Source organism: Ruegeria sp. H6, from assembly GCF_056532975.1.
This window is the reverse complement of sequence record NZ_JBQFOA010000003.1, coordinates 333,596-359,201: the sequence shown is the minus strand read 5'-3', so window position 1 is coordinate 359,201 and position 25,606 is coordinate 333,596. Positions and strand designations below refer to the sequence as shown.

The 25,606-nt window shown below is 57.0% G+C and carries 16 protein-coding genes; 6 read left to right on the top strand and 10 right to left on the bottom strand.

Going from position 1 to position 25,606, the window contains the following annotated elements:
• Nucleotides 1-93: 93 nt before the first annotated feature.
• Nucleotides 94-1,674: an ABC transporter substrate-binding protein gene (locus ACR0AG_RS09420; protein ID WP_480838108.1), complete on the bottom strand. Its 1,581-nt coding sequence runs from the start codon at nucleotides 1,672-1,674 to the stop codon at nucleotides 94-96.
• A gap of 198 nt (nucleotides 1,675-1,872) precedes the next feature.
• Nucleotides 1,873-4,221 (bottom strand): alginate lyase family protein, encoded by a 2,349-nt coding sequence (locus ACR0AG_RS09415; RefSeq protein ID WP_480838106.1) that lies wholly within the window; start codon nucleotides 4,219-4,221, stop codon nucleotides 1,873-1,875.
• A 366-nt stretch (nucleotides 4,222-4,587) separates the two neighbouring features.
• On the opposite strand from ACR0AG_RS09415, the gene ACR0AG_RS09410 reads away from it, so the two are divergent.
• The gene (locus ACR0AG_RS09410; RefSeq protein WP_480838104.1) at nucleotides 4,588-5,898 is read left to right on the top strand and encodes a UDP-glucose dehydrogenase family protein; all 1,311 of its coding nucleotides are present in this window, start codon (nucleotides 4,588-4,590) and stop codon (nucleotides 5,896-5,898) included.
• Between the two features lie 6 nt (nucleotides 5,899-5,904).
• Here ACR0AG_RS09410 and ACR0AG_RS09405 read toward each other — a convergent pair whose 3' ends face one another.
• The 8 genes from ACR0AG_RS09405 to ACR0AG_RS09370 all read right to left on the bottom strand — a co-directional run bounded on the left by ACR0AG_RS09405 (nucleotide 5,905) and on the right by ACR0AG_RS09370 (nucleotide 15,105).
• Nucleotides 5,905-6,777, bottom strand: coding sequence for a glycosyltransferase family 2 protein (locus ACR0AG_RS09405; RefSeq protein WP_480838102.1), 873 nt, complete (start codon nucleotides 6,775-6,777; stop codon nucleotides 5,905-5,907).
• Between the two features lie 84 nt (nucleotides 6,778-6,861).
• Nucleotides 6,862-8,634 carry an ABC transporter ATP-binding protein gene (locus tag ACR0AG_RS09400; protein ID WP_480838100.1) on the bottom strand — a complete coding sequence of 591 codons (1,773 nt, stop codon included), beginning with the start codon at nucleotides 8,632-8,634 and terminating at the stop codon, nucleotides 6,862-6,864.
• Between the two features lie 158 nt (nucleotides 8,635-8,792).
• Nucleotides 8,793-9,818 (bottom strand): diphosphomevalonate decarboxylase, encoded by a 1,026-nt coding sequence (gene mvaD, locus ACR0AG_RS09395; protein WP_480838098.1) that lies wholly within the window; start codon nucleotides 9,816-9,818, stop codon nucleotides 8,793-8,795.
• Entirely contained in the window at nucleotides 9,811-10,683 is an 873-nt protein-coding gene (locus ACR0AG_RS09390; RefSeq protein WP_480838095.1) for a mevalonate kinase family protein, read from the bottom strand. The genes mvaD and ACR0AG_RS09390 overlap by 8 nt, the downstream gene beginning before the upstream one ends.
• A 47-nt stretch (nucleotides 10,684-10,730) precedes the next feature.
• Nucleotides 10,731-11,882 carry a mevalonate kinase family protein gene (locus tag ACR0AG_RS09385; protein WP_480838093.1) on the bottom strand — a complete coding sequence of 384 codons (1,152 nt, stop codon included), beginning with the start codon at nucleotides 11,880-11,882 and terminating at the stop codon, nucleotides 10,731-10,733.
• A complete protein-coding gene (locus tag ACR0AG_RS09380) occupies nucleotides 11,845-13,008 on the bottom strand; it encodes a hydroxymethylglutaryl-CoA synthase (RefSeq protein ID WP_480838091.1) in 1,164 nt (387 codons plus the stop codon). Before ACR0AG_RS09380 ends, ACR0AG_RS09385 begins: the two co-directional genes overlap by 38 nt.
• Nucleotides 13,009-13,021: 13 nt before the next feature.
• Entirely contained in the window at nucleotides 13,022-14,071 is a 1,050-nt protein-coding gene (gene fni, locus ACR0AG_RS09375; RefSeq protein WP_480838089.1) for a type 2 isopentenyl-diphosphate Delta-isomerase, read from the bottom strand.
• Nucleotides 14,068-15,105, bottom strand: coding sequence for a hydroxymethylglutaryl-CoA reductase (locus ACR0AG_RS09370; RefSeq protein WP_480838087.1), 1,038 nt, complete (start codon nucleotides 15,103-15,105; stop codon nucleotides 14,068-14,070). The genes fni and ACR0AG_RS09370 overlap by 4 nt, the downstream gene beginning before the upstream one ends.
• Before the next feature lie 329 nt (nucleotides 15,106-15,434).
• Between ACR0AG_RS09370 and rfbC the strand changes: the two genes are divergently transcribed.
• The 5 genes from rfbC to ACR0AG_RS09345 all read left to right on the top strand — a co-directional run bounded on the left by rfbC (nucleotide 15,435) and on the right by ACR0AG_RS09345 (nucleotide 25,606).
• Nucleotides 15,435-16,004 carry a dTDP-4-dehydrorhamnose 3,5-epimerase gene (gene rfbC / locus ACR0AG_RS09365; RefSeq protein ID WP_480838085.1) on the top strand — a complete coding sequence of 190 codons (570 nt, stop codon included), beginning with the start codon at nucleotides 15,435-15,437 and terminating at the stop codon, nucleotides 16,002-16,004.
• Nucleotides 16,001-17,041, top strand: coding sequence for a dTDP-glucose 4,6-dehydratase (gene rfbB / locus ACR0AG_RS09360; protein WP_480838083.1), 1,041 nt, complete (start codon nucleotides 16,001-16,003; stop codon nucleotides 17,039-17,041). Before rfbC ends, rfbB begins: the two co-directional genes overlap by 4 nt.
• Nucleotides 17,038-17,910, top strand: a complete 873-nt coding sequence (gene rfbD / locus ACR0AG_RS09355; protein ID WP_480838081.1) for a dTDP-4-dehydrorhamnose reductase — start codon at nucleotides 17,038-17,040, stop codon at nucleotides 17,908-17,910. The genes rfbB and rfbD overlap by 4 nt, the downstream gene beginning before the upstream one ends.
• Nucleotides 17,911-18,167: 257 nt before the next feature.
• Nucleotides 18,168-24,593, top strand: coding sequence for a type I polyketide synthase (locus tag ACR0AG_RS09350; protein ID WP_480838079.1), 6,426 nt, complete (start codon nucleotides 18,168-18,170; stop codon nucleotides 24,591-24,593).
• 2 nt (nucleotides 24,594-24,595) lie between these two features.
• Nucleotides 24,596-25,606 (top strand): glycosyltransferase family 2 protein, encoded by a 1,011-nt coding sequence (locus tag ACR0AG_RS09345; protein WP_480838077.1) that lies wholly within the window; start codon nucleotides 24,596-24,598, stop codon nucleotides 25,604-25,606.

Sequence of the window (25,606 nt, the reverse complement as noted above, 5' to 3'; positions counted from 1 at the left end):
GCCAAAAGAGTATTCCCGGAGCTGACATGTCTGCGCCCCGGACAAATGTGAGACAGGGCGCCCAATGCGCCCTGCCCTGTTCATTTCGACCCGTTAGTTCAGAGTGAAATACTTGATTTTGGGCGAGTCTTCCGGCTCAACAACCGTTCCGACATCCGACTTCATACCCCAATTCAGCACCTGGTGGTGGATCGGAATATAAAGCTGCTCGTCCTGGACGACCTGCCAGATTTCAGCAATCTGCTGATCGCGCGCAGGAAGGTCGGTTTCCGATGCCAGGGCCTGGATCTTTGCATCCAGATCAGGGTTGCTGTAGCGCGTGCCATTCCACGAGCCGTATTTCTCGCCCTTCGTGTGGGCCAGGAAGTTGAAGATGTATTCCGAGTCATATGTCGGTACGCCCCAACCCAGCATGTAGAAATCGGTTTCCAGGTTGTTGATCAGCGGGAAGTGCTGCGCCTTCGGTTTGGCATCCAGATTCACGGTGATCCCGATCTGCGCCAGCATGCCAACGGCGGCCTGACAGATCGCTTCATCGTTGATGTAGCGGTCGTTCGGGCAGTCAAGCTGGATAGTGAACCCGTCGGGATAACCCGCCTCGGCCATCAGCGCCTTGGCGCCTTCGATATCCGTCGAGGACGAGCCGTCCATGCCCTCATCCCAGCCATTTACGAAGGGTGGCGCGATCATACCGGCCGGGGCCGATTGGCCGCGCATCACGACCTGCTTGATCGCATCACGGTTGATCGCCTTGGACATGGCCTGACGCACACGCACATCGGACAGAGGGTTCTTGCCATCAACATTGTCGTTGGCCAGATCCGCGTCACCCATGTTCATGCCAAAGAAAATCACGCGGTTCTGCGGAGCGGTGCGGACATCCAGCCCATCTGCGGCGGCAACACGTTCAAGGTCTTGCACCGGAACGTCCTGAATAAAGTCCACTTCGCCAGACAAAAGCGCCGCAACACGAGTGGCAGCATTCTGAATCGGAGTATAAACGATCTCGGTCACCTGAAGCGGGAATTCATCCTTGCCCCAGTAGTTTTCATTCGCGGCCAGAACCGTTTTCACATCCGGCTCGCGGCTGACCAGTTTGTAGGGGCCTGTGCCGTTTGCGTTCTTGGCTGCAAACGTGTCCTCACCCCCTTCATAATCCTGCACTTTCACGGCGTTGTTCGCCTCGGCCCAGCCTTTGTCCATCATGAACATGTTGGTCAGATTGTTGGGCATGATCGGATTCGGACCGTCGGTTTCGATTTCGACCGTATATTTGTCCGGCGCGCGGACTTCCTTCACCGAAGCCAACAGCTCTTTATAGTCGGAATCCGGCGTCATCGCCCGGTTGAGCGAGAATACGACGTCTTCGCTGTCAAATTCTGCACCATCGTGAAAGGTCACACCCTCGCGCAGCTTGAACACCCAGACGTTCGGATTGGCTTCGGACGGGCCCCATTCGGTCGCCAGCGACGGCACCAGAGCGCCGGAATGGTCACGCATGACCAGTGTTTCCATGATCTGATGCGCCAGCGCCGAGGTCGGCCCCTCGTTCTGCGCATGCGGATCCAGCGTCAGCGAATCCCCGGCCCGCGCCCAACGCAGCGTTTCGGCTGATGCGGCGCCAGCAAGAAGCGCCGTGGCGCTTGCAGCGATCATCAAGGTTTTTATGGACATTTCGAACTCCCATTTATCGTTATACTGCATCTCTGCAGGTGACCAATTTCTTTGGTCTGACCACGCCGATAATCCAGATCATTCTGAGAGTTGCAACACTTGAATGGAAAAGCACAGTGGATGCAGCGACACGCTGACGCCACGCAACTTAGCCAAACCTATAGAAAAAACCTGTCAGAGGCGACTATACGGGCGAAATCATTCGCTGGTGACGGTGCCAGAAAATCGCCAGAACGGGGCAATTCCGTCATGCGGGAAATAGCAGTCCGGGGCGACCTCGACCTCTATCACACCTTGTCCGGTTCTGCGGCGAAGCTCAATCTCAAGCGGTGCAAGCCGAGTCATGTCAAAGGGCGATATCTGCTGATGCTCCCAACCCTTGTCCGAGTCGGTCAAAACCTTGCGTATCGCAGCCGTCAGACGCGTGGCCGCACTGCTGGACCAAGGCCGCAGCCCTGCGCCCTCAAGCAGGTTGAAGAGGTTAATCCAGCTTTGAACGTTAAACGTGCAATAATGCTGGGTCATCGTCCGCATCATTTCATGGGGCTGCTCACCCTCTTCGGTGATCGACCCGGTCAAACGCGCCTGCGCCCTGAGGTTGATTTCCTGCAGAGTCTCAACATCACCCAAAAAACTCGCCAGAGCGGCGGATTGAAGGTCAAAACACGTCCCGTGATTGTTTTCCGCGCAGCATTCCTGAATGCCCTGCTCGCTGGTTTTGAGCCATTCGGAAAACTCAGTGCACCAGTCTTTGACGCCTGAAATTAGCTCCGGATTTCCAAGAACTCTGAGCCCATCCAGGAAGAAATAGAAATCCTTTGTCTCGATCAATCCCTGCGGCAGACCTTTGTCATTCCGGTGCCCGCGCCGAACCTGCGCATAGGTCAGGTTGGGGTTCATCCGCGTCTCGGGCGTCATGAACCAAGTGCGCACAAGATGTTCCGCATGCGAGGCATAGCGCGCATCGCCGGTTAGACGTGTGGCCATGGCCAATGATGTGGTGTCGTCAAACAAACGCTGCAGGCGCGTACGATCATACTGATCACTTTGCGCATCATAAAGGCTGGTGCCCGGCACGCGCTTGCCATCCTGAAAGACATAGGGCAGGCCGTTTTTCTTCTTTGGGTTCGGCCACCAGTAGGGAACGGGATGGAAATAGTCGTGCAGATCGCCGCTTGGCCCCGGTTCGGGCTTGGCGGTCACCGAATAAGGCCCTCTGGTCAGCGCCTCATCTGCGCATTTGACCACCGCAGCAAAGGCCGGTTCGTCGGTCTTACCCACAAGCCCGTTCAACGCATCATCTGAATAGAAAATAGGTCTTCCGGAAGACAGCGTGTCGGAGACTGAGCGCCCTTCCAGCATGTCGAGCGTTGCGCGGATCGCAGTATTCCGGGCTACACCGCGATTTTTGATACTGTCCTTGTGATCGGTTTCCAGACGCGCCTGCCCAGAGAACAGCCGTGCAACCCAACCGGCACGGCCGACACGATGCCCCTCGGGGCTGGTTTTGCGCGGTGGCGTATCATAGTGGGCAATGGCCCATTCGTCCCAAGGACCTGGAATCCCCAGGTGCAGAAACAGCTCGACCTTCGGGCGTTTTCCGTAGGGATGCGCCTCGTCAAACCTGAGCGGGGCGTCACACCGGAAGGCAAGTTGCGGTTCTTCGGTTGCGTTGGGCGTTACGTCGTCCTTGAGCAAGTCAGCATTGTTCAGCATGCGCGCCATGGGCACGATTATGTACCGTTTGTCCCGCTGTTTTAGTATGTCGTCTTTCAGGGATTGCCAGGCGCCCTTGGTGAAATAGCAGTTGCCATCAAATGGAAGCGCCCATTTTCCATATTCCAGACAATATTCCAGCGCGGCATTCCGAGCACCGTTGTTGTGCATGACATAATTATTGCGGCCACGGTACGCTTGGCCGATCATCCGTGCCTGCACTTCTTCGGGCATGGACTGCAAACGGCCATCGGCAAAAACCATCGGGTCATCGAAGTTTTCAAAGTCAAAACCGATGACCTGCAGATCCGTCGCATCAAACGGAATGCGCTTATACGTCTGACCGTGCTTTTCCAGCAGTGAGATCAGGTCTTGTTCGTTCTGCGGATCAAAAATCCGGTTCAGGATCCACAGCTTTGTGCAGTCCTCAAATTCCGGCTCGTTTTCAAGAATGAACCTAATATTTTCCAGCGACTGACCGGCCCTGTGCCGCGGCACCAAATCGTTCCCGATCACGCGGCACAAGGCAAAGCTGTCTGCCATGTCTGCTATTCGGGCTTCTTCTGCCTCATCGAGCTCGGGCGCGGGCACCGAGTCCAGACCGCCAGAAAGCTGACCCAAACGGATGATGGGGTTCTTCCTCGCCCTATCGCGTTTCTTTTTGAGATTGCGATGTCTGATGAGCAGATAAACCGGAAGCAATACGGGCGACAGCAGGACCAACACGGGTGACAGCAGTAGAAGAAGGCGGTTACGTTTCTGCTTGCGCTGAATCCTTTCTTCCAGTGTGAGCGTGGGCCGTGTTGACCCGTTATTCTGCTCGCTAATCATCAAGTCAACCTAACTGCTGCAATCTTCTTCGTGGCCAGAGGGCCCATCAACCGTGGTCTTTTTCTATCTGGTTCCACTACTCTTTATCCATCCCCAGACGCAACCGATTCACAGGTGTGTTCCGTATGCACAGGCCCGAATGTGCCGATCCGCCCACAACACGGTCGTTGAACAAAAAAATCCACTTGAACACTATCTGCCGAAAGTCGTATTCGACCGCAAAGAGGGAATACTATTGGCGTACCCTCCTCGCCCAGCCCACAGGTATCGTTCTTGCAACGCTCAACGGGAACAGACCAGGCAGGACCTGCAAGGGTTTCCAGGTGACGGCCAAGAACGCGTGACCTGAAGGAAAGGAATTTACGGATGCGTATTGCGATGATCGGAACCGGATATGTTGGCCTCGTGTCCGGCGTTTGCTTTTCCGATTTTGGACATGACGTCGTTTGTGTGGACAAGTCGGCCAAGAAAATCGAGATGCTGAAAGCCGGCGAAGTCCCGATATATGAGCCCGGCCTGGACACGTTGATGGAAAAGAACGTCTCTGCCGGTCGATTGTCCTTTACCACCGATCTGACCACAGCCGTGCAGGATGCGGATGCCGTGTTTATTGCGGTAGGAACACCGACGCGCCGGGGCGATGGGCATGCCGATCTGACCTATGTGATGGCCGCAGCAAAGGAAATCGCCGAGGCAATCACCGACTACACAGTGGTCGTGACCAAATCGACGGTGCCGGTGGGAACCAACCGCAAAGTTCAACAGGTCATCGCCGAAGCAAACCCTGCTGCCGCTTTCGATGTGGCCTCGAACCCCGAGTTTCTGCGCGAAGGCGCCGCCATTGATGATTTCATGCGTCCAGACCGGGTTGTGGTTGGCGTTGAAAACGATCGCGCAGCCGAGGTTATGGCCGAGATCTACCGCCCGCTCTATCTGCGTGACTTTCCGATTCTCACAACCGATCTGGAAAGCGCAGAGATGATCAAATACGCAGCAAACGCGTTTCTGGCGACCAAGATCACGTTCATCAATGAAATCGCGGGCTTGTGTGAACGCGTCGGCGGCGATGTCAAAGAGGTCGCGCGCGGTGTTGGTCTGGATGGTCGGATCGGCAACAAGTTCCTGCGCGCCGGTCCTGGCTATGGCGGGTCATGTTTCCCCAAGGATACGGCCGCTCTGGCCCGTATCGGGCAGGAACACGCCTACCCGATGCAAATCACTGAAACCGTGATGCGCGTGAATGACGGCATCAAAAAGCGCATGATAGACAAGATTCAAGAGGTTTGCGGTGATCGCCTCAGCGGCAAAACTGTCGCGGTTCTGGGTGTCACATTCAAACCGGATACCGATGACATGCGCGATGCGCCTTCGCTGACCATCGTGCCTGCGCTGATCGGGGGTGGAGCAACGGTCCGCGTTGTTGATCCGCAGGGCCGCGCTGAAGGCGAAGCGCTTTTGCCCGGAGTGTCCTGGATGGATGACCCTTACGAGGCGACCAAAGGTGCAGATGCCGTTGTCATTCTGACCGAATGGAACGAATTCCGCGCGCTGAACCTGTCGGACATGGCTGCGGGTATGAACTCGGCACGCATGGTGGATCTGCGCAACGTCTATTCTTCGGCTATGGCATTGGGCGCAGGGTTTGAGACCTATGTCGGTGTAGGCACCACAAAGTAAGCCCGGCTACATCCGTTGGTCGGGCTGGCGCAGCCACAAAAGCCGGACAGTTTCGGAAATCTTGGCAACGCGCACAAGATAATCCACCCCCCATACCGAAAAGGCCTGCTTTCGGCTGAGATCCTGCTTTTTGAGTAGGACTTTCAGCGTCCTGAAAGATGGTATCAGCTTTTGGATCGGGGGAAAGTAATTTACCCATCCGCGTTTCGCATTCCTGCGCAGCCGTGCACCCTCGATACGGCGCGCTTTTACGAAATGTTCCCGCAGGCTTCCGCGCGCCGGATGACGAATGGCGGCGTTTGGTGCAAACAGAATGGGTTCTCCTGCTTCGCTCGCCCGCCTGTTCCATTCCATGTCACCACCAGACAACACCGTGTCATTGAACAGCCCGACCTTATCCAGCAAAGCGCGGCGGACAATCAGGTTTGCCGTCACGGCAACGCCCCTCTCGACCCATTTCTGCTGGGTCAGTCCAAGATGAAGATCATAAAGCTCAGCCACCGTCCAAGATACTCCGTTTGGAACCAAGAGAACGTCACCGCCGAACCGACCAACCTCGGGGTGTGCTTGCGCAATCTCCAAACCGCCCTGCAGATAGCCCGGGTCCGGCATGCAATCGGAATCCGTAAAAAACAACAGATCCGATTTGGCCGCGTGGATTCCGGTGTTCCGCGCAGCGTAAGAGCCGGGCTTAGCTTCGGACAATATTCGCGCGTTGGCGGGCATTCTCATATCCGACGGGATCGGGTCTGCCGGGTCGTTATTCACCACCAATATCTCAAACCGATCATCTGCAACGCTCTGTTGTGCCAGACAATCCAGGCAGGCCTGCAATCGGTCCCAGCTGTGATAGGTTGGAATGATGACTGACGCGTCCATGAGAGATTGCTTTGGTTCCAGGTTCGGGATTTGCACGGTGGCTGGATGTTCTGCTCGCATCAGGCAGCGGCCCGCGTAGCTTCGTTACTGAGTGCTCACAGCATTTGAGAACTGATGGTCATAAAGTGTTTTAAAAGGACCAGAATGCTGCAACAACTGTTGGGCGCTGCCCTGTTCAGCAACCTCACCGTTTTCGATAACCACAATCTTGTCGGCGTGCAAAATGGTCGACAGCCTGTGCGCCACGATAATCGTCGTCCGGTCCGCCGTAAGGCGGTGCAGCGCTTCCTGAACCAGATGCTCTGATTGAGAATCAAGCGCACTTGTCGGTTCGTCCAACAGCAAAACCGCACTGTCTCGCAACAAGGCCCGCGCGATGGCCAGTCTTTGCTTTTGCCCGCCGGACAGAAATGATCCGTTTTCGCCGACTAAGGTGTCAAAGCCGTCTTCAAGTTTCATGATGAAATCATAAGCGTTTGCCGCCTTCGCGGCTTCGATCACTTCCTTGCGCGAGGCACCCTCACGCCCAAAGCGGATATTGTCGGCGATAGAGGCCGAGAACAGGAATGTCTCTTGCCCAACGAATGACATGTTCTTCCTGAGTGTTTTGAACGAGGCCATCTTGATATCCTGACCGTCAATCAGAACCTGCCCGTCTTGCGGGTCGTAAAGACGCAGCGCCAGATTTAGAATAGTGGATTTACCACCCCCCGACAGCCCAACAAGCGCTGTGGTTTTGCCAGCCTCGAAAGTCAGGGACATGTCTCGCAGGATCGGCTCTTTGCGCCGATAACCGAAGGTGACCTTGTCAAGAACAACCTCGCCCGGCCCTTCGCGCAGGCTGACAGGGTTTTCCTGTTCAGGCAGGGTTTCGGGCTCGTCCAACAGATCGAAGAGCATGCGTACCCGGCGCAGACCAATTTCAAGTTTCACCCGAACCTGAGACAGGCGCTTGGCGGGCTCATAAGCCATCATCAGAGCGGTCACAAAAGACATCAGCTCCCCCGGGGTTGAGCCTTGCGAGCCAAACAGATTGCCCGCGCTCAGCCCAATGACAGAAGCGATAGCGAACCCGGCCAGGATATCCATCATCGGGCTGGTTGCGGCCTGCAACCGGGCCAATTTATTTCGCCGTTTCTCAACGCTTTTGACCGCAGCATGCATCTCGGCGGCCATTTTATCCTCAAGGTTGAAGGTCTTGACGACACGAATACCGACAGAGGTTTCCTGAATGACCTTCATGATGGCGCCCAGGGATTGCAGTTCCATTTCTGCAATCTCTTTCACCTTGCGCAACAGTTTACGTACGCCCCAGATGGCCAAAGGTCCGATGATCAAAGTCACCAGGGACAAAACCGGCTGCTGATAGAACATGACGGCCAGCAATCCAATCAGCGTCAGAGTATCCCGCACAGCCGTGGTGACCATAAGCTCAATAACCGTCCGCGCGGCCTGCGCGGCCTGAGTGACCTTCATCAAAAGGCCCGAGCTTTCGGTCAGGTTGAAAAAGGAAACCCCCTGTCGCAGCAGTTTGTCATAAAGCTTGATCTGCTGCATCGCGACAATCCGGTTTCCGGCACGCGTGAGCGCGACGACCTGAACATATGTAGCGACGCCCTTGACCAGAAAAATGATGAAAACTGCCAAAGAAACGCTGAAAATCTTCGCGGAATTCTCACTATCGAACAGAGAATCCACAACATCGCGCATGATGAACGCTACGGCCGCGGTTGTCCCGGCCACAAAGACCATGGCAATGATCGCGATCGTATACGGCAAGACCTGAGATCGCAGGTTTTCGGACAGAAGCCTCCACAGGACGGAATCGTCCAGCACTTGGGCTATTTTGAGCTTCATTTTCTGCAAAGCAAAATTCCACAGTCATCGGTCATGTCCAGGGTCAATTCAAATCGACGGCCTGTCCAAGGTGCACGCTAGATAGTCGTGTGGGCGTGTTTGAGCAAGTAGAGTATCAGTCGCACCCAGATAGGTCGGGTATGCGATGCCTGCAAGCCTCAGCCCGATTGTTCAAAGTATTCCGGGTGACCAAATGGCTCGATCACCTGAGCCTGGGGGAACAGGTCAATCACGTCATCTGCCTCTGACTCAAGGTAGATAAGCTTGACATTAGCCCCCGCATCCATGGTTGCATAGGCGTTCAAGCCGTCATTGCGTGCACTCCAGAGCTGATCCAGCAAAGCCCAGCTCTGCGCATTCAGATAGGTCAGCGAAGGGCGCGCAGCCTGCATCGTCGCATGCATTGCCAGCGCATTGGCTTCGGCCAGCGCCCCCAGCGTCGCAAAGTCCTTTGTTAATACCGCCGCTTCAATCTGCACGCAGTCCGCTTCCGCCTGTTGCGGCCAAGCGGCAAAAAGCGGGCTTGTTTCAACCGTGTGGTTCATACCATCGCGCGACGACTGTGCCTTGGGCCCAACATCAACCGGCAGGATCGCAATCCGAAACTCCGGCCAACTGACGTCAAGCGGCGTCGCAAAGCTGTCACGGCCATCCGCGCGCGCGCCTTTGTTCCAGCGCACGAAACCATGCCAGATGGACCGAGTCGCGCTGCCACTGCCAAGCCGGGCGATCAGGCTGAGCTGGCTCTTATCGAGCTGCGTATCAAGTCCGAAACAGCCGCACAACGCCTTGGTCAGCGCAGCAAAGCCCGACGCTGACGAGGCCAACCCGGCCGCCGTGGGAATTGTGTTACGCGTGTCGATACGCAGCGGAATGTGCTGACCCCCACGGAAAAGGTCCACAAATTTCAGAGCTTTGGCCGCAAAAGGCGAACCAGCGGGCAAATCCTCACCATTCAGGGATATGTGGTCTGTGGAATCTTCTGATGGCGCAACAACTGTGTATGACCCCCATTCCGCCAGCGAGATCGACAAAGAACTGTTCAGCGGAAGGTTTCGCACCCGATCCTGCTTTCCCCAGTATTTCGAAAGAGCAATGTTACTTGGTGCATAGGCTTTGAACCGTTCAGGCGCGCGGGCCGAGGACATTGCTTGCCGAATAAGATCCCGTACAGCGTCAGACATGTACGACCAATCCTTGTGTGGCCAAATTCGCCAGTGCAAACCCAAGCGGCACGCCACCAACCGCCAGAACGCAGTCGCCCAATCCAGATCCGGATATTTTGGCGGCCAGCACATCGCCGTCTTTTCGCGCGTCCTCAATCATGCTTTGCAATATTTCATCGTTCACGCCCAACTCATCCATAAGCGTCTGATACCGGTTGAGGCTTTCGCCAAACGCGGGCCAGTCATTCTGACCCGCCGCACGGATGGCTTTTTCCGCCTCCGCCCCCATGGCTGAATACAAGGCTTCATACTTTTGTGCATTCTCCTCCATGCGTTCGGCAACTTGACGCAGTACCTCGGTGGTTGAGGTTTTATAGCCTGCATATCTCAACCCCAGCACCGGCGGAGCGGGCAGTGGCTGTGTCTCGGTTGCCGGAGGTGCGGCATAAGCGATCATTCCGCCATGCAAACTGGCGGCCAAATCGGCCCCGCTGCCCCTTTGCTGGATGGATCTGACAATTGCGACCGCGTCCGCATGTATGCCTTTGGTCTCCGACCCGGTCAGGGCGCAAATCGCACCCAGCGTGGCAATCGTGACCGCGGCGGAAGACCCCAGTCCTAGCGTTGGATCAATCTCGGACGCAATGGACAGGTCGAATCCAGTTTCGAACGCCGCCTGATGCTTCGTTACAGCCGCCAGAACAAAGCGATAATCGTGGGACGGAGTGATGTCATCAAGATTGCCAAGGTAATCCCCGGCAATCTGCGACGAAATCTTCAACGCCCTGTCACTTCGGGTGGTAAGGGTGACGGTCGCACGCTGATCAATCGCCGCAACAATCGCGCGATGACCATAAACCACCGCATGTTCGCCTGTGATCATAATCGAGCCCGGGGCGCTTGCGGTAATGATATTGCCAGAGGTGACCACTAGAACGCGCCTATGCCCTGCGGAACCGGTCCGGGCATGGCGCCGGTACTGGCCATTCGCAGCCGGGACCACGTTTTACCGGGATGAGACTGCATCAGGGCTTCCATTGCCGCATGATCCTGCAACCGGATCAGGATCGCGCCACCCCCCTCGCCTTTGACAGACCCTGCGCCGCAAATCTTGGCAGTGCCCCCGATCGCTTCGACCTCTCTCACGAACGACTGTGCGGCATCGGGGACGACGCCGATACGTTCTAACAGGTTCTGGTTTTCGCGGATCGCGGCCAAGGGATCGCCACCGTTTGTCAGCGCGTCAGACAGGGCCCGAGTGCAATCGGAAAACGCGCCCCAAAGCTGCGTGTCCTCGCCGTGCACGGCCCGCACATAAGACACGCATTCCCCCGTTGAGCTTTCGGGGGCGCCATGCTGTACCCAGTACCAGCCATCCCCTTCGGACAATTCCTGAGGGTTCTGGATTTTCGGTATGCTCAGGCCCGCTTCGGTGACCTCAACCAACCCGCCATGAACAACGGCGGCGGCATCAATTGGGCCTGCCTTGCCATGTTTCAAACGCTCACAGAACCGGACACGTTCATAGCGTTCTTCCAGCGTCTTTGACCGGCCCAAGAGCGACTCAAACAAAACCGTCGTGGCGGCAACAACAGCCGCCGATGATCCGAAACCCGCGCCAATCGGCAGGTCCGAGCGGCTGGACAACCGGCCAGGATGGGGAAGGTGACCCACAGCCCCCATGCCCGTCATCGCCGTTCCGGTGCTACCAGCACCTTCCTGTAGCAAGGATGCCAGCGTATAAACCGCCAGATCGTCGGGCCGTGTCAAAATCTCATGAACTGCCAGTTCTCCGCGCTTGAACTGGTCAAACCGCGCATCCAGCGAATCCTTGAGCTTGTTGAGGATTTGAAAAGGATAGTTCGCCCCGGTCGACAGGTTTTCGAACGCCGTTCTCAGCCCCTCGCCTGGGCCAAGCGGCGTAAATCTGACTTCGGTATATTGCGCGATTGCCATCGCTAGTGCGGGGGCACCGTAAAGAACCGAATGCTCTCCGGACAGGATCAGCTTGCCCGGCGAATGGGCTACCGCGCGACCACCTTCGTCAGACGTTCTTGTCGACGTAAATGCGCTTGTGATCATCGATGCCAGCCAATCTGTAGCGTCCGCGCGCTTCGTCGCTCAGGGTAAGGATTTCACCGTCCTTTGCCACAGGAGAGTCCCAGAGCGTGACATAATCGTCATGGCTGACCGCCTTGCGCTGGCTCAGCATGTCCGAATGTTCCGCCGCAAACAGGTGATCGCGATAGCCTTCGATGATGGTCGCGTCAAAGAACTCGGCCGTCGCGCCCGAGCCGTATGAGAACAAACCGATGCTTTTGCCGCTCAGGTCCTCGTCTTCGTTTTCAAGCGTCGAAATCAGCGACAGATAGACCGAAGCGGTATAGCTGTTGCCGACCACACGGTTATAGACCATGCCCGGCAACGCTTTGCCCATATCAAAGCTGGCCCCTGCCTCTTTCGCAAGATGCCGGTGTGCCTTTTCCCCCAGCCGCGAAAACGGCAGGTGAAAGCAGAACCGGTGGAAATCCTCATAGGCTTTGCCGCCACTGGCCTGATAGTCGCGCCAGGCCTCGATCAGGGCATTAAGATACCGCAGCGTCGAAAACTTGCCATCAAACAGTGGCGTGCGCCGGTGGTTGGGACGCCAGAAGTCCATAATGTCTTCGGTAAACAGCCCCGACACGGCACCGATTTCCACCACTTTGGGATCGGCGCTGATCAGCATGGCCACAGAACCCGCGCCCTGCGTTGCCTCGCCCGAGCTGTCGCGGTCATAGCGGGCAACATCCGATGCGATCACAAGGACCTTGCGATCCGGCCTGCGGGCCACATAGCTGCAAGCCATCTGCAACGCAGGCGTCGCGGAATAACAGGCTTGCTTAAGCTCCACGTTGCGGCAATTAGCTGGCAGGTCCAGCAAACGGTGAACATAGATGCCCGCGGCTTTGGACTGGTCAATCCCGGTTTCTGTGGCAAACAGAACCGTATCGATACCTTCGGTTCCGTAGCGATCCAACAACGGCCGCGCGGCTTCGGCCGCCATTGTCACGACGTCTTCGTCATGCCCGGGCAGAGCGATCTTGTCCTGGCCGATGCCCTTCGAGAACTTGGCCGGGTCGATGCCATAATGATCGGCCAGAGTCTCAAGGCTTATGTATCTGTGAGGCGTGTAGAAACTCATCGCCTCGATGCCGGTTCTGATCATCTTTTCTCGTCTTCTATCGCAGTAATGATATGTTTCCTTTGAGAGTTCGACAGCCCCCGCAACCCAAAAGAAACATCGCGGTGGTAAACTCTCGTTGAAACTTTTTGATTTTTTGCACGACCAAATCGCTGGATTCTTGCGCGGCAGCAAGAAAAGGTGCGGCAACCCCGCAGATATCAGCCCCTAAAATCAAGCTTTTAGCCATGTCGATCCCATTTCGGATACCGCCGCTGGCGATTACCGTGGCCGGAACGGCGTGCTGCGACAATGTTTCGCGCGCCTCAAGAAGGCTTTCAACCGTGGTCAGACCCCAATCCTGAAACACAATCCCCAGATCATCATCCTCGGCAGCGCGCCGGTGGTATTCGATACGGCTCCAGGATGTTCCGCCACGCCCGGCCACGTCGAAATGCCGTATTCCGGCGTTCAGGCCGCTTTCGACATCTGCGCCCGAAAGGCCCGAGCCGACCTCCTTGAGCAGCACGGGCACGTCCAGCGCGTTGCTGATCTCTGCAATTTTTGCAGCCAACCCGGCAAAGTTGCGATCCCCCTCTGGCTGGACCGCCTCTTGCAAGGGGTTGAGATGCAGATAGAGACCATCCGCGCCCAGAACCTCGACCGCGCGGCGACACTCAGACACGCCCATGCCGCAGTTCAGCTGGACCGCGCCGATATTGGCGATCAGCGGCACGGAGGGTGCGATGTTTCGCAATTCGAAACTGGCCCGCGCTTCGGGATTGGTGAACATCACACGTTGTGAGCCGACCGCCATGGCCACGCCGGTTTCTTCGGCAGCCGCGGCAAGATTGCGGTTGATGCGAATGATCTCATCATTCGCACCGCCGGTCATGGAAGAGATCAAAAGCGGAAAGCTCAGATCCTTGCCCAGGAACCGGCAGGATGTGTCGATCTGGTCGAGGTCCAGATCCGGCAAAGCCCGATGGATCAGAGCGACGTGATCAAAACCACTGGCGCCGCGTTCAACATCAGGATCGGCCAGAACAGCGCGCAAATGGTCCAGCTTGCGCCCCGCGACACTTTGATTTTGCGCGCGCGCGTTCACCGTTCAAGTTCCAGATGCGTGCGCACAAGCTCACCCGGATTGGTTTGAGCCGCCAGCAGCGAAAGCTCACCGCACAGCACCACACCGGCGCAAATACCGGCCAGACGGCGCGCATTCGCGCCGTTGTCTCGGGTCACTTTACAACCCATTCTGGCCAGATGCTCCTCGACGATGGAGTTCCCTTTGCCCGCCCCGACAGAGCCGACAATCAGGTTGGGCAACGTGCAGGAAAAATACAGGTTTTCACCGCGCTTTTCGCATTGCACCTGACCTTGCGAGCCTTCGATGATGTTCGCCGCGTCCTGACCTGTTGCCAGATAGAAGGCCAGCAACATGTTGGCGAAATGGGCATTGGCGCTGCGTAGCGAACCTGCGAGATTCCCGCCGACATAGTTCTTTTCGTGGTTCAACAGAACCATTTTGTCGGCATCGGTACGCAGCATCCGGGTCAGGATTTTCTTGGGAATTTCCAGCTCGGCGATCATGTATTTGCCGCGCCCCAGCAAACCGTTCACGGCCGAAGTTTTCTTGTCCGTGCACAGGTTTCCCGAGATCGACGAATAAGACAGGTGCGGCTGATCGGCGAGGACCCATTCCACCACAACTTCGGCGGCTTTGGTCACCATATTGTGCCCAGACGCGTCACCCGTCGAACATTCTACGCGTAAAAACAGCAGGTTGCCTGCGATTTGCCGGTTGAGATTGACCAGGCGTGCAAACCGGCTGGTAGAGGCCACAAGCTCGGCAATCTTGTCGTATTGGGACTGAATGCGAAGCCAGGCGGCATGCGCCTCGGCGCCAGATTTCGCGCGTACCACGATGGATCGTGTCATGCGCTCATCCACCATTGTCACGTGAATACCGCCGGAATGGCGCGAAACACCGGCGCCGCGGTCGGTCGACGGCCAAAGGGGGCTTTCAAACGTCGCAAGCGGAACGCTCACCTCTCCGTCAACAACGTCACCTGTGAACAGCAGGGGGCCGACCCAACGGGTCGGAATAGGAGTGGAGAACATTTCCTTGTCGCGCACCATTCGCCCCTCTTTGCTCTTTTTCCGGCCCAGACATTCGGCCACAGAGTCATTCTAAGCCATTTGGACTGCTTCAAATTTCACACATCTGCGATCCGCTCAGGCTGCCAAGATGGGCCCATTCTCAGGATACGTGCCGCCAGATTCGTGCCTTAGTACATCCAAGGCCACCGACACACCATCAATTTTCCAGATCGCCAAGACTGGACTTGGGGAGCCTTGGCAAGAGGAATACGGGCGCAGAGTGTTGACAAAACTCTGGGCGATGCAAAAACAGGGTCCATCGAAGTTTATGCGGTGGTTGCTTGGCCGTATTTTGGAGCCCTGGATCAATGGACATTCTATCGCTCGCCATACCTGAGGTGAAACTGATCACCCCCCGACGTTTTGGTGATGCACGCGGCTTTTTCTCGGAAACCTACAATCTGACCAGCTTTGCCCAAATCGGGGTCGATACGATCTTTGTGCAGGACAACCACTCTGTCTCTCAGGCCATGGGAACCGTGCGCGGGCTGCATTTTCAGGCCCCTCCGCGCGCGCAGGTCAAACTTGTGCGCTGCGGGCGCGGACGGCTTTTTGACGTGGCGGTGGATATTCGCAAGGGATCTGACACTTTCGGCCAATGGGTGGGCCAGGAATTGAGTTTTGAGAACGGTCAAATGATGCTGGTTCCGGCCGGATTTGCCCACGGATTTCTGACTTTGGAGCCTGATACAGAGATCATCTACAAATGCTCTGACACCTACGCGCCGGAAACAGAAGGGGCGATCCGCTGGGATGATCCTGATATCGGGATCAAGTGGCCAGACGTGGCGGCCGCGCCTAATATATCGGACAAAGATCGCGAGGCACCGCTTTTGCGCGACACGCAAAGCCCGTTTTCCTATGGAGACGACACATGAAGCTTTTGGTGACCGGGGGGGCCGGTTTCATCGGCTCCGCCGTGGTGCGGCAGGCCGTCGCAAAAGGACATTCGGTCATAAATGTCGATGTGCTGACCTATGCGGCCTGCCTTGAGAACGTCGCCTCGGTCGCCGACGACCCCGGCTATGTGTTCGAACACGCGGATATCAAGGATGCGGAGGCAATGGCCCGCATTCTGGATACCCACAAACCGGATGCAATCATGCATCTGGCGGCGGAAAGTCACGTTGATCGCTCGATCGATGGTCCGGCTGCGTTTGTCGACACAAATCTCCGCGGAACCTTTGTGTTGTTGGAAGCCGCACGCCAATATTGGTCAGACACCGGAAAACCAAAGTCGTTCAGATTTCAACATATCTCGACGGATGAAGTTTATGGCTCGCTGGGCGAAACGGGGTTTTTCACCGAAACAAGCCCGTATCAGCCCAACTCGCCCTATTCGGCTTCCAAGGCCGGGTCCGACCATCTGGTTCGTGCGTGGCACGAGACCTATGGCTTGCCTGTCGTTCTCACCAATTGCTCGAACAATTACGGGCCTTATCAGTTTCCGGAAAAGCTGATCCCCGTGGTCATTCAGAACGCGTTGGCCGGGCAGCCAATCCCGATCTACGGGGCCGGAGACAATATCCGAGATTGGCTGCACGTCGAAGACCATGCGGACGCGCTGTTGCTGGTTCTGGACAAAGGTCAGAACGGTCGCAGCTATAACATCGGCGGCGAGAACGAGATGACGAACCTTGCGATTGTGCAGCTGATCTGCAGCATTCTTGACCGACTGCGCCCGGGGGCAAAGCCCTATTCAGAGCAGATCACCTTTGTGACCGACCGTCCGGGACATGATCGCCGTTATGCGATTGACCCCACCAGACTGCGCACTGAACTGGGGTGGCGTCCGTCACACACGCCAGAGACGGGTCTGGAGCAGACGATTCAATGGTATCTGGACAATGGCGATTGGCTGAGCGTCCTTCAGGATCGCGCCGGGGTCGGTCAACGTCTAGGTCTGAACGAATGAAGGTATTGGTGTTTGGATCTTCGGGCCAGGTTGCCTCCGAGCTACGCAGGCGCGGCCCGGATCACGGGGTAGAAATCAAAGCACTGGGCCGTGACGATGCTGACCTCACCGACCCCCAAGCCTGCGCGGCGATGGTTCAGGGCACTGATGCGCAGGTCATCATCAATGCAGCCGCCTACACCGCAGTCGACAAGGCCGAGGATGAGCCTGAATTGGCTTTTGCGATCAATGCGGCAGCACCAGCGGCGATGGCTCGGGTCGCTGCGCAACGCGACTTGCCGTTTCTTCATGTTTCGACGGATTATGTTTTTGACGGCTCCGGCAGCAAACCCTTTGCGATTACGGATCAAACCGGCCCGTTGAATGTGTACGGGCGTAGCAAACTGGAAGGCGAGGTGCAGATCGCACAGGCCGGAGGCTGGCATGCAATTCTGCGCACCAGCTGGGTTTTCTCGGCCCATGGCAACAACTTCGTCAAAACCATTCTCAGACTGGCGGACACACGGGATCAGCTCAGCATCGTGGCCGATCAGGTTGGGGGGCCAACGCCGGCGGCGGGTATCGCCGATTGCCTGCTGAGCATGGCCAAAGCTGGCCCGAAAGGAAACGGAGGCGTTTTTCACTATACTGGCGCCCCGGAAACCAGTTGGGCCGGGTTTGCGCGCGAAATCGGATCCCAGGCGGGCCTATCCGTGCAGATCGACGACATACCAACGCGGGACTATCCGACACCTGCGGCCCGACCCTTGAATTCCCGTCTGGATTGCACCCGCCTCGAACGGGAATTCGGCCTTGTGCGACCGGACTGGCGACGGGCTTTGAGCGAAGTACTGTCAGAGCTTGGCCAAGGAGAAGAAGCCGAAAGGTGACAAAATTTGCCATCATTGCCCCAATTGTCCGCAATATGGAAACTTTGACGTGGTGCCGAATTGGAAAAAACTGAGTGTTTCGGCACCCCGTTTCATTCGCCGCGGAAGATTTCACAAGCGGAGGTAGACAACCAAGGCGATAATTTGGTGAAATGGCCCTATAGGCAGTGAAGGCACGAAGACCCATATCTGTATTGTTGGGCACGTTTTGTTGTGCCGGGTAACTGTTAACTTGTTTGTAATTGGGTGGTTCAAAAGTGAGTAATTCTGCCAGGGACGGCGATATCGCAATCGTTGGCATGGCCGCGCATTTTCCTGGGGCCCCGTCAATCGATGCTTACTGGTCCAATTTGAAACAAGGGGTGGAGTCTATCCGCCCCCTGAGCCGTGAAGAGTTGCTTGCAAACGGTGAATCTCCGCATTTGCTGGAACGGCCCGATTATGTCCCCTTTGCGGCACCGCTTGATGGGTTTGAAGAGTTTGATGCCGAGTTCTTTGGCTTATCCCCCAAAGAAGCCGCTATCATGGACCCGCAGCACCGCCAGTTCCTTGAGGTCGCGTGGGAGGCATTGGAAAACGCCGGCCATCCGCCCGAGAATTTCCCCGGCCCCATCGGTGTTTTCGCGGGCTGCGGCATGGGGAGCTATTTCTATTTCAACGTCTGCTCGAACCGGGATCTGGTGGATGAAGTCGGTATGTTCCTGCTGCGACACACCGGGAATGACAAAGATTTTCTGTCTACGCGCCTCAGCCACATCCTGAACCTCAAAGGGCCCAGCATCAATGTGCAGACGGCCTGTTCAACCTCGCTGGTTGCTGCGCATTACGCCACGCAAGCCCTGCTGACGGGCGAATGCGACATGGCAATAGCGGGGGGAGTCACGATCGAGTTCCCTCAAAACAGGGGCTATGTGTACAAAGAAGGCGAGGTTCTGTCCCCCGATGGCCACTGCCACGCGTTTGATCACAGGGCCGAGGGCACAGTTTTCGGCTCGGGCGCGGGCGCGGTTATCCTGCGCAGGCTTCAGGATGCGCTGGATGACGGGGATCACATCTGGGGCGTGATCCGTGGCACCGCAATCAACAATGACGGCGCGGACAAGGCCGGATATCTGGCACCCTCCGTTGATGGGCAGGCTGACGCGATTTCCGAGGCGCATGAGATGGCGGGGATCACCGCAGACACGGTTGATTATGTCGAATGCCATGGCACCGGGACCTATCTGGGTGACCCGATTGAAGTGGCCGCCCTGACACAGGCGTTTTCGGACAGCACATCCGAACTTGGCTTTTGCCGGATCGGGTCGGTCAAAACCAATATCGGTCATCTGGACACAGCAGCGGGTGTTGCGAGCCTGATCAAGACATCTCTGGCCTTGCACCACAAACAGATGCCGCCCAGCCTGGGTTTCGAAAAACCGAACCCGGCCATCGATTTTGAAAACAGCCCCTTTCGGGTCAACGACCGTTTGTCGGACTGGACCTCTTTTAAGGGGCCGCGCCGGGCCGGGGTCAATTCGCTGGGTGTAGGCGGCACCAACGCGCACGCCATTCTGGAGGAAGCACCTGAAAGGGCCGCTTCTGAGCCATCGGACTGGCCGTTCCAAATTCTGACAGTGTCAGCACGCAGCAAAAAAGCACTGGATGCCAATAGTGCGGCGCTGGCGGAGCATCTGAAAAGTGATCAGGGCCCTGATCTGGCCGATGTGGCCTGGACCCTAAAAAACGGCCGGCGCGGGTTTGAAAAACGCCGGGTTATCGTGGCCGAGACCGCCACCGAAGCCGCCGGGATACTGGAAGAAAACGACCCGCGCCGGGTGTTCACACATTCGGTCATTTCGGACGCACCCGAACATGTTTTCATGTTCCCCGGTGGCGGCGCGCAATATGCGGGCATGGCGCGAGATCTTTATGAGACTGAGCCGGTTTTTGCTGATTGGATGGATCAAGGCTTGGATATCCTGCAGGCCAAGCTCGACTACGACATTCGTGCGGTTTGGCTGCCGGAACCGGGTAAGGAAGATGCTGCGGAAGAGCGGCTGAAAACGCCTTCGGTACAGTTGCCGTTGATCATGATCACCGAATATGCCCTGGCCCAATTGTGGATGTCCTGGGGTGTTGAACCAGCGGCTTTGGTTGGCCACTCGATGGGCGAAAACACCGCAGCCTGTGTCGCAGGCGTCATGTCGTTTGAGGATTGCATCGGACTGGTGCATCTGCGCGGTCAGCTGTTTGATACGGTTCCCGCTGGTGGCATGCTCAGCGTTCCTTTGCCCGCGGCAGAGCTGAAGCCACTATTGGGCGACGCGCTGGATTTGGGCGCTGTCAACGCACCAAACCTCAGCGTGGCTACCGGCCCGCAAGCGGCCCTGGATGCGCTGGAAGAGAAGCTGCGTAAGCAAGGTGTGGATTGCCACCGGATTCCGATTGATATCGCCGCTCATTCAAGGATGCTTGAGCCGATATTGAAGGAATTCGGTGATTATCTGAGGTCCATAGAGCTCAGCACCCCGCAAATTCCGTTCCCATCGAACCGCAGTGGTAACTGGATCACCGATACCGAGGCCACCGACCCCGATTACTGGGTTGGTCACCTGCGCAATACGGTTCACTTCGCCGATTGCATCTCAACTTTGGCCGAAAACCCCGAGCGGATATTCATTGAAGTGGGTCCCGGCAAAGCGCTGGCATCTCTGACGGGTCAGCATGACAAGGTCGACGCCAACCAAGTCATCGGCAGCCTGCGCCATCCGCAGGATGATGTTGCAGATGATGCGTATTTTCTGGCCATGCTGGGACGCATTTGGGCATTGGGCGGCAGCTTTGACTGGGATCAGATCTGGGGCGAGGCGCGTCGAAACAAGGTGCCGCTGCCAACCTATGCCTTCCAAAGATCCCCCTATTTCATCGAGCCGGGCAAAACGCAGACCGAGGCGACAAATCAATGGCTTATGCGGACCGAAGATCCGTCAGATTGGGGCTACCGGGTTGCCTGGACACCGACATACGCAGCCTGTGATATCGACACCGCTGGTGATCTGTCTGAGGCTGCAGAAGAAACCTGGCTGATCTTTGCGGATGAGGCCGGTTTGGGGTCATCCATCGGCAAAAGACTAGAGAAAGCCGGTCACAGGGTCATTTCCGTCACGCCCGGCGATGCCTTTGCCCGCATCAATGATACACAGTATCAGTTGGCACCGGAACGCGGGCGTGAAAGCTATGACGCTTTGATACGCGATCTGGTCGAACGCGATCTGGTGCCGACGCGCATCGTGCATGGTTGGTTACTGACCCAGGCTGAGAAATTCCGCCCCGGCGGAAGCTTTTTCCATCGCAATCTGGAACAGGGGTTCTACAGCCTGTTCTTCCTGGCTCAGGCGATTGGCGACGAAGACCTGCCGGCGCCGCACATTCATGTGCTCAGCTCGGGCGCGTTGCAGGTTCGCGATGAACCCTTGAGCTATCCCGAGAAATCGACAGTTATCGGCCCGGTGCGTGTCATCCCGCGCGAGTTTCCGGGTCTCAGCTGTGCTCTGCTGGATATCGACCTTCCCCAGAGTCAGGGCAAGCGTCGCCCCCCTGCTCTGCCTGCCGGTTTGACCAATCAGGTGCTCGAAGATCTGCTGTGCCCTCCGGCGTCCTTTACCGCAGCGATCCGGGATGGAAAGCGGTTTGAGCAAGGCTATCGCCCGCAAGGTCTGACCCAGCCTTCACCTGATACTTTGCCTCTGCGCGACGGTGGCACCTATGTGATCACGGGCGGCTTTGGCGGCATTGGCCTGACGCTGGCAGAAGCACTGATTTCGCGGGCCAAGGCGAATATTGTTCTGCTGGGGCGGTCCGACCTGCCGCCGCGCGAGCAATGGGCGCGCATCCTGCAGAATTCTGCGCCAAAGGACAAAACCGCACGCCGCATTCGCGCGATCGAAAAGCTCGAAGCCGCCGGTGGTCGAGTTTTGCCCATGGCCGTGGACGTCAGCAATGTCGAAGAGATGCGTCAATGTGTTGAACGCGCGACGCAAGAGTTTGGTGCGATCAACGGTGTTATCCATGCGGCTGGCCTGATCGACGACGCCCCAATCCTGACCAAAACCATGATGGAGATTGAAGACGTCTTTACGCCCAAGATCCACGGAACGCAGGTCATTGACCAGGTTTTCCCCGACGGCGCGCTGGATTGGTTGGTACTGTTCTCTTCGACCTCTACGGCAACGGCCCCTGTCGGCCAGGTGGATTATGTTGCAGCCAATGAATATCTCAATGCCTATGCAAAAGCGCGCAATGGTGATCAGACACGCGTTCTGGCGATCAACTGGGGGATCTGGTCCGACGTCGGCATGGCTGCCGATGCTATGGAGGCGCGTACAGGTGCAACCGAACCCGCCCCAGTAACGTCGGCCAATATGCCGATGCTGGACGGTGCAAGTTTCGACAAGGATGGCCACCGGATTTTCAGCGCCACATATGACGCCCAATCCCGCTGGTTCCTGAGTGACCACCGGACAAAAGCAGGGCATGCGTTGATCCCAGGCACCGGTTACCTGGAACTGGCCTCGCAAGCCCTACGCGCGCAGGGCGAGACTGGGCCATTTGAAATCCGCGATCTGTTCTTCCTGCGACCGCTCGCCGTTCCGGATCATGAGGAACGCCAGGTCGAACTGCGCCTGCCCCGAAACGAGATCGGGTATGATCTGATCGTCCAAAGCGGAACAGATACCGCGCACGAACAGAATGCGCAGGCGAGCCTGTCGCTGCTTGCGCTGCCAACACCCGAATCCCTGGATATCGAGACCATCGCTGTCCGCTGTGGCACCCCGCGACAGGCCGAAGGTTCCGGGCGTCTTCATTCGTGCCAAGAGGCGCATCTGAACTTTGGCCCGCGGTGGCGCGTTTTGACATCGACGGCGTTGGGACAGGGCGAAGGCCTGGCGCATCTGGCTTTGCCGGATGACCTGACAGGCGATATCGAGAACGGGTATTCCCTGCATCCCGGCCTTATGGATCTGGCCACGGGTTGGGCCATGGAACTGATCAAAGGGTATGAACCCTCTCACCTCTGGGTCCCTGTCTCTTATCAGTCTGTCCGCGTCTACAATCCCTTGCCCGCCCGGATCATCAGCTGGGTCCGGAACGCGGCGGATAATCGCGGAGACGCCGAGGCGGCGAGTTTCGACATCACAATCGCCGCGCCTGACGGCACAGTTTGTGTTGAGGTTCAGGGCTTTTCGATCCGCCGCTTGGAGACTGCGGCAGATTTTGCCTTTGGCGAAACACAGGCGCAGGTCACCTCTGACCTTGATACGCCACCACCGCTCTCGCCCGCCGAGGAACGGCTACGGCACAATATCTCTCAAGGCATTCCAGCGTCCGAAGGACCGGACTTGTTCTTCAAGGCCTTGGCCCAGAAGCGATCCCAAATCATACTGTCATCCCTTGATTTGGATGGTCTGATCGCGCAGGCAGCGGAAACGGCAAGCGGCGGCGAGGACAGCGACCAGAAATTCCAAAGACCCGAACTGGAAGCAGATTTTGTCGCCCCCGAAAATGATATCGAACGGCGCCTTGCCGGGTTCTGGCAAGAATTGCTGGGTATTGACGAAATCGGTGTCGAAGACAGCTTCTTTGATCTTGGGGGGCATTCACTGATCGCGGTGCGGTTGTTTGCGCAAATCCGCAAAGCCTATAACGTCGATTTCCCGATCTCGGTCCTGTTCGAGGCACCGACCATCCGCAAATGCGCCGACCTGATCGCCGCGCGGGGTGTTCCGAAAGACGGCGGAGATCAAGCACCGGAAGCCACGGCCCCCAAAACGCCAGAACGCCGTTTCACACATCTGGTGCCAATGCACTCTGGCGAAGGTGGCCCAAAAACTCCGTTTTTCCTCGTCGCGGGCATGTTTGGGAATGTCCTCAACCTGCGGCATCTGGCGCATCTGATTGGCACGGATCGGCCCTTCTATGGGTTGCAAGCGCGTGGACTTTACGGAGATGAAGAGCCCCACCGCGACCTGCGCGAGGCTGCCCGGGATTATATCGCGGAAATGCGGCAGGTGCAGCCCCATGGCCCCTATATGCTGGGTGGTTTTTCCGGTGGGGGTATCACCGCATATGAAATCGCACGGCAATTGACCGCGGCTGGCGAAGAGATCACGTCACTGATCATGCTGGACACACCCTTGCCAGTGCATCGTCCTTTGACAACGGGGGATCGCTTGCGGATTCAGTTGCAGGAATTGCAGGAAAAAGGGATCGGATATCCGGTGCTTTGGGCAAAAAACCGGATTGCCTGGGAAATCGAAAAACGCAAACCCAAGGATGCAACCGCAGCTGCCGGTCAGCAGTTTCATGATACCGAAATCGAAGCGGCATTTATGGAAAGCGTCACCTCCTATCCTTTGCACAAATGGGATGGTCCCTTGACCCTGTTCCGGCCACCCTTGGTCGGCAAATGGCAGGTTGCAGCAGATCGGTTGGTCCATCACGAACGGTATTATCTGAGCGACGACAACGAGTGGACAGGCTGGGCCCCTCGGATCGAGGTGTTCGAGGTCCCGGGTGATCACGATTCGATGGTTCTGGAACCCAATGTCCGTGTGCTGGCGGCACAGATGAAAACCTGTCTTGAGAATGCCGAACGCAATCATCGGCATCCGGGGACGGTGATTCAGGAAGCAGCGGAATAGACATGTCTGATCCAAAGGTCCTGACCCTCATCCTGAACTACAAAACCCCGGACATGACCTTGCGGTCGCTCGACGCCGCGATCGTCGCGATGGCCAACATCTCGGGGGAGATCATAGTTGTCGACAACGACTCTCAAGACGGGTCGTTCGAGAAGATGAAGGCGCACCTTCAGGAAAAGGGATGGGACCAGAACCAGGCGGTTCGGGTGATCCAATCTGGCCGCAACGGTGGATTTGGTGCAGGAAACAACGTGGGTATTCGTGCGGGCCTATCAGACGGCACGCGACCTGATTACGTCTATATCTTGAATTCCGACGCATTCCCGAAACCCGATGCCATACGCCTTTTGCTAGAGCATCTGGAATCCACGCCCGAGGCCGGATTTGCCGGAAGTTACATCTTTGGAGACGATGGCGAACCTCACCTGACCAGCTTTCGCTTTCCTTCGGTGGCAAGCGAGTTCGAAGGCGCAATCCGTTTCGGCCCCGTGACGCGTTTGCTGTCGAAACATGTGGTTCCGATACCGATCCCGTCCCGGACACAACCGGTCGATTGGCTTGCAGGGGCCAGTTTGATGATGCGGCAAAGCGTGCTGGATCAGATCGGACTGTTTGATGAAACCTTCTTTTTGTATTTCGAGGAAACCGATCTATGCCGCCGCGCGGCGCTGACGGGATATCGCACCGACTATGTCCGCCCCAGCGAAGTCATGCATATCGGTTCCGCCTCAACCGGTATGAAAACCTGGCAGCGCGTCCCGGTCTATTGGTTTGATTCAAGGTATTATTATTTCGTCAAGAACCACGGGGTGGTTTATGCGGTTCTGGCAACTATGGCCCATCTGTGCGGCGGGTTTCTGCACTGGTTGCGCTGTCTGCTGACCCGCAGGGACACGCACACATCCCCTCATTTTTTACGTACCCTGGCCTGGCATGATCTGCGCGCGCTTGGCCGCGCGCCGTTCCCGGATCGGAACAAAAACCGCCAGCCCAGACCTGTTGTTGGAGAGTAA

Excerpts from the sequence above, each read along its gene's own strand:
- ACR0AG_RS09420 (WP_480838108.1), bottom strand. The coding sequence starts at position 1,674 with ATGTCCATAAAAACCTTGATGATCGCTGCAAGCGCCACGGCGCTTCTT.
- ACR0AG_RS09345 (WP_480838077.1), top strand. The coding sequence starts at position 24,596 with ATGTCTGATCCAAAGGTCCTGACCCTCATCCTGAACTACAAAACCCCG.
- ACR0AG_RS09405 (WP_480838102.1), bottom strand. The coding sequence starts at position 6,777 with ATGGACGCGTCAGTCATCATTCCAACCTATCACAGCTGGGACCGATTG.
- mvaD (WP_480838098.1), bottom strand. The coding sequence starts at position 9,818 with ATGTCTGACGCTGTACGGGATCTTATTCGGCAAGCAATGTCCTCGGCC.
- ACR0AG_RS09380 (WP_480838091.1), bottom strand. The coding sequence starts at position 13,008 with ATGATCAGAACCGGCATCGAGGCGATGAGTTTCTACACGCCTCACAGA.
- ACR0AG_RS09385 (WP_480838093.1), bottom strand. The coding sequence starts at position 11,882 with ATGATCACAAGCGCATTTACGTCGACAAGAACGTCTGACGAAGGTGGT.
- ACR0AG_RS09390 (WP_480838095.1), bottom strand. The coding sequence starts at position 10,683 with ATGATCACAGGCGAACATGCGGTGGTTTATGGTCATCGCGCGATTGTT.
- rfbC (WP_480838085.1), top strand. The coding sequence starts at position 15,435 with ATGGACATTCTATCGCTCGCCATACCTGAGGTGAAACTGATCACCCCC.
- ACR0AG_RS09410 (WP_480838104.1), top strand. The coding sequence starts at position 4,588 with ATGCGTATTGCGATGATCGGAACCGGATATGTTGGCCTCGTGTCCGGC.
- ACR0AG_RS09400 (WP_480838100.1), bottom strand. The coding sequence starts at position 8,634 with ATGAAGCTCAAAATAGCCCAAGTGCTGGACGATTCCGTCCTGTGGAGG.
- rfbD (WP_480838081.1), top strand. The coding sequence starts at position 17,038 with ATGAAGGTATTGGTGTTTGGATCTTCGGGCCAGGTTGCCTCCGAGCTA.
- rfbB (WP_480838083.1), top strand. The coding sequence starts at position 16,001 with ATGAAGCTTTTGGTGACCGGGGGGGCCGGTTTCATCGGCTCCGCCGTG.
- ACR0AG_RS09370 (WP_480838087.1), bottom strand. The coding sequence starts at position 15,105 with ATGGTGCGCGACAAGGAAATGTTCTCCACTCCTATTCCGACCCGTTGG.
- ACR0AG_RS09415 (WP_480838106.1), bottom strand. The coding sequence starts at position 4,221 with ATGATTAGCGAGCAGAATAACGGGTCAACACGGCCCACGCTCACACTG.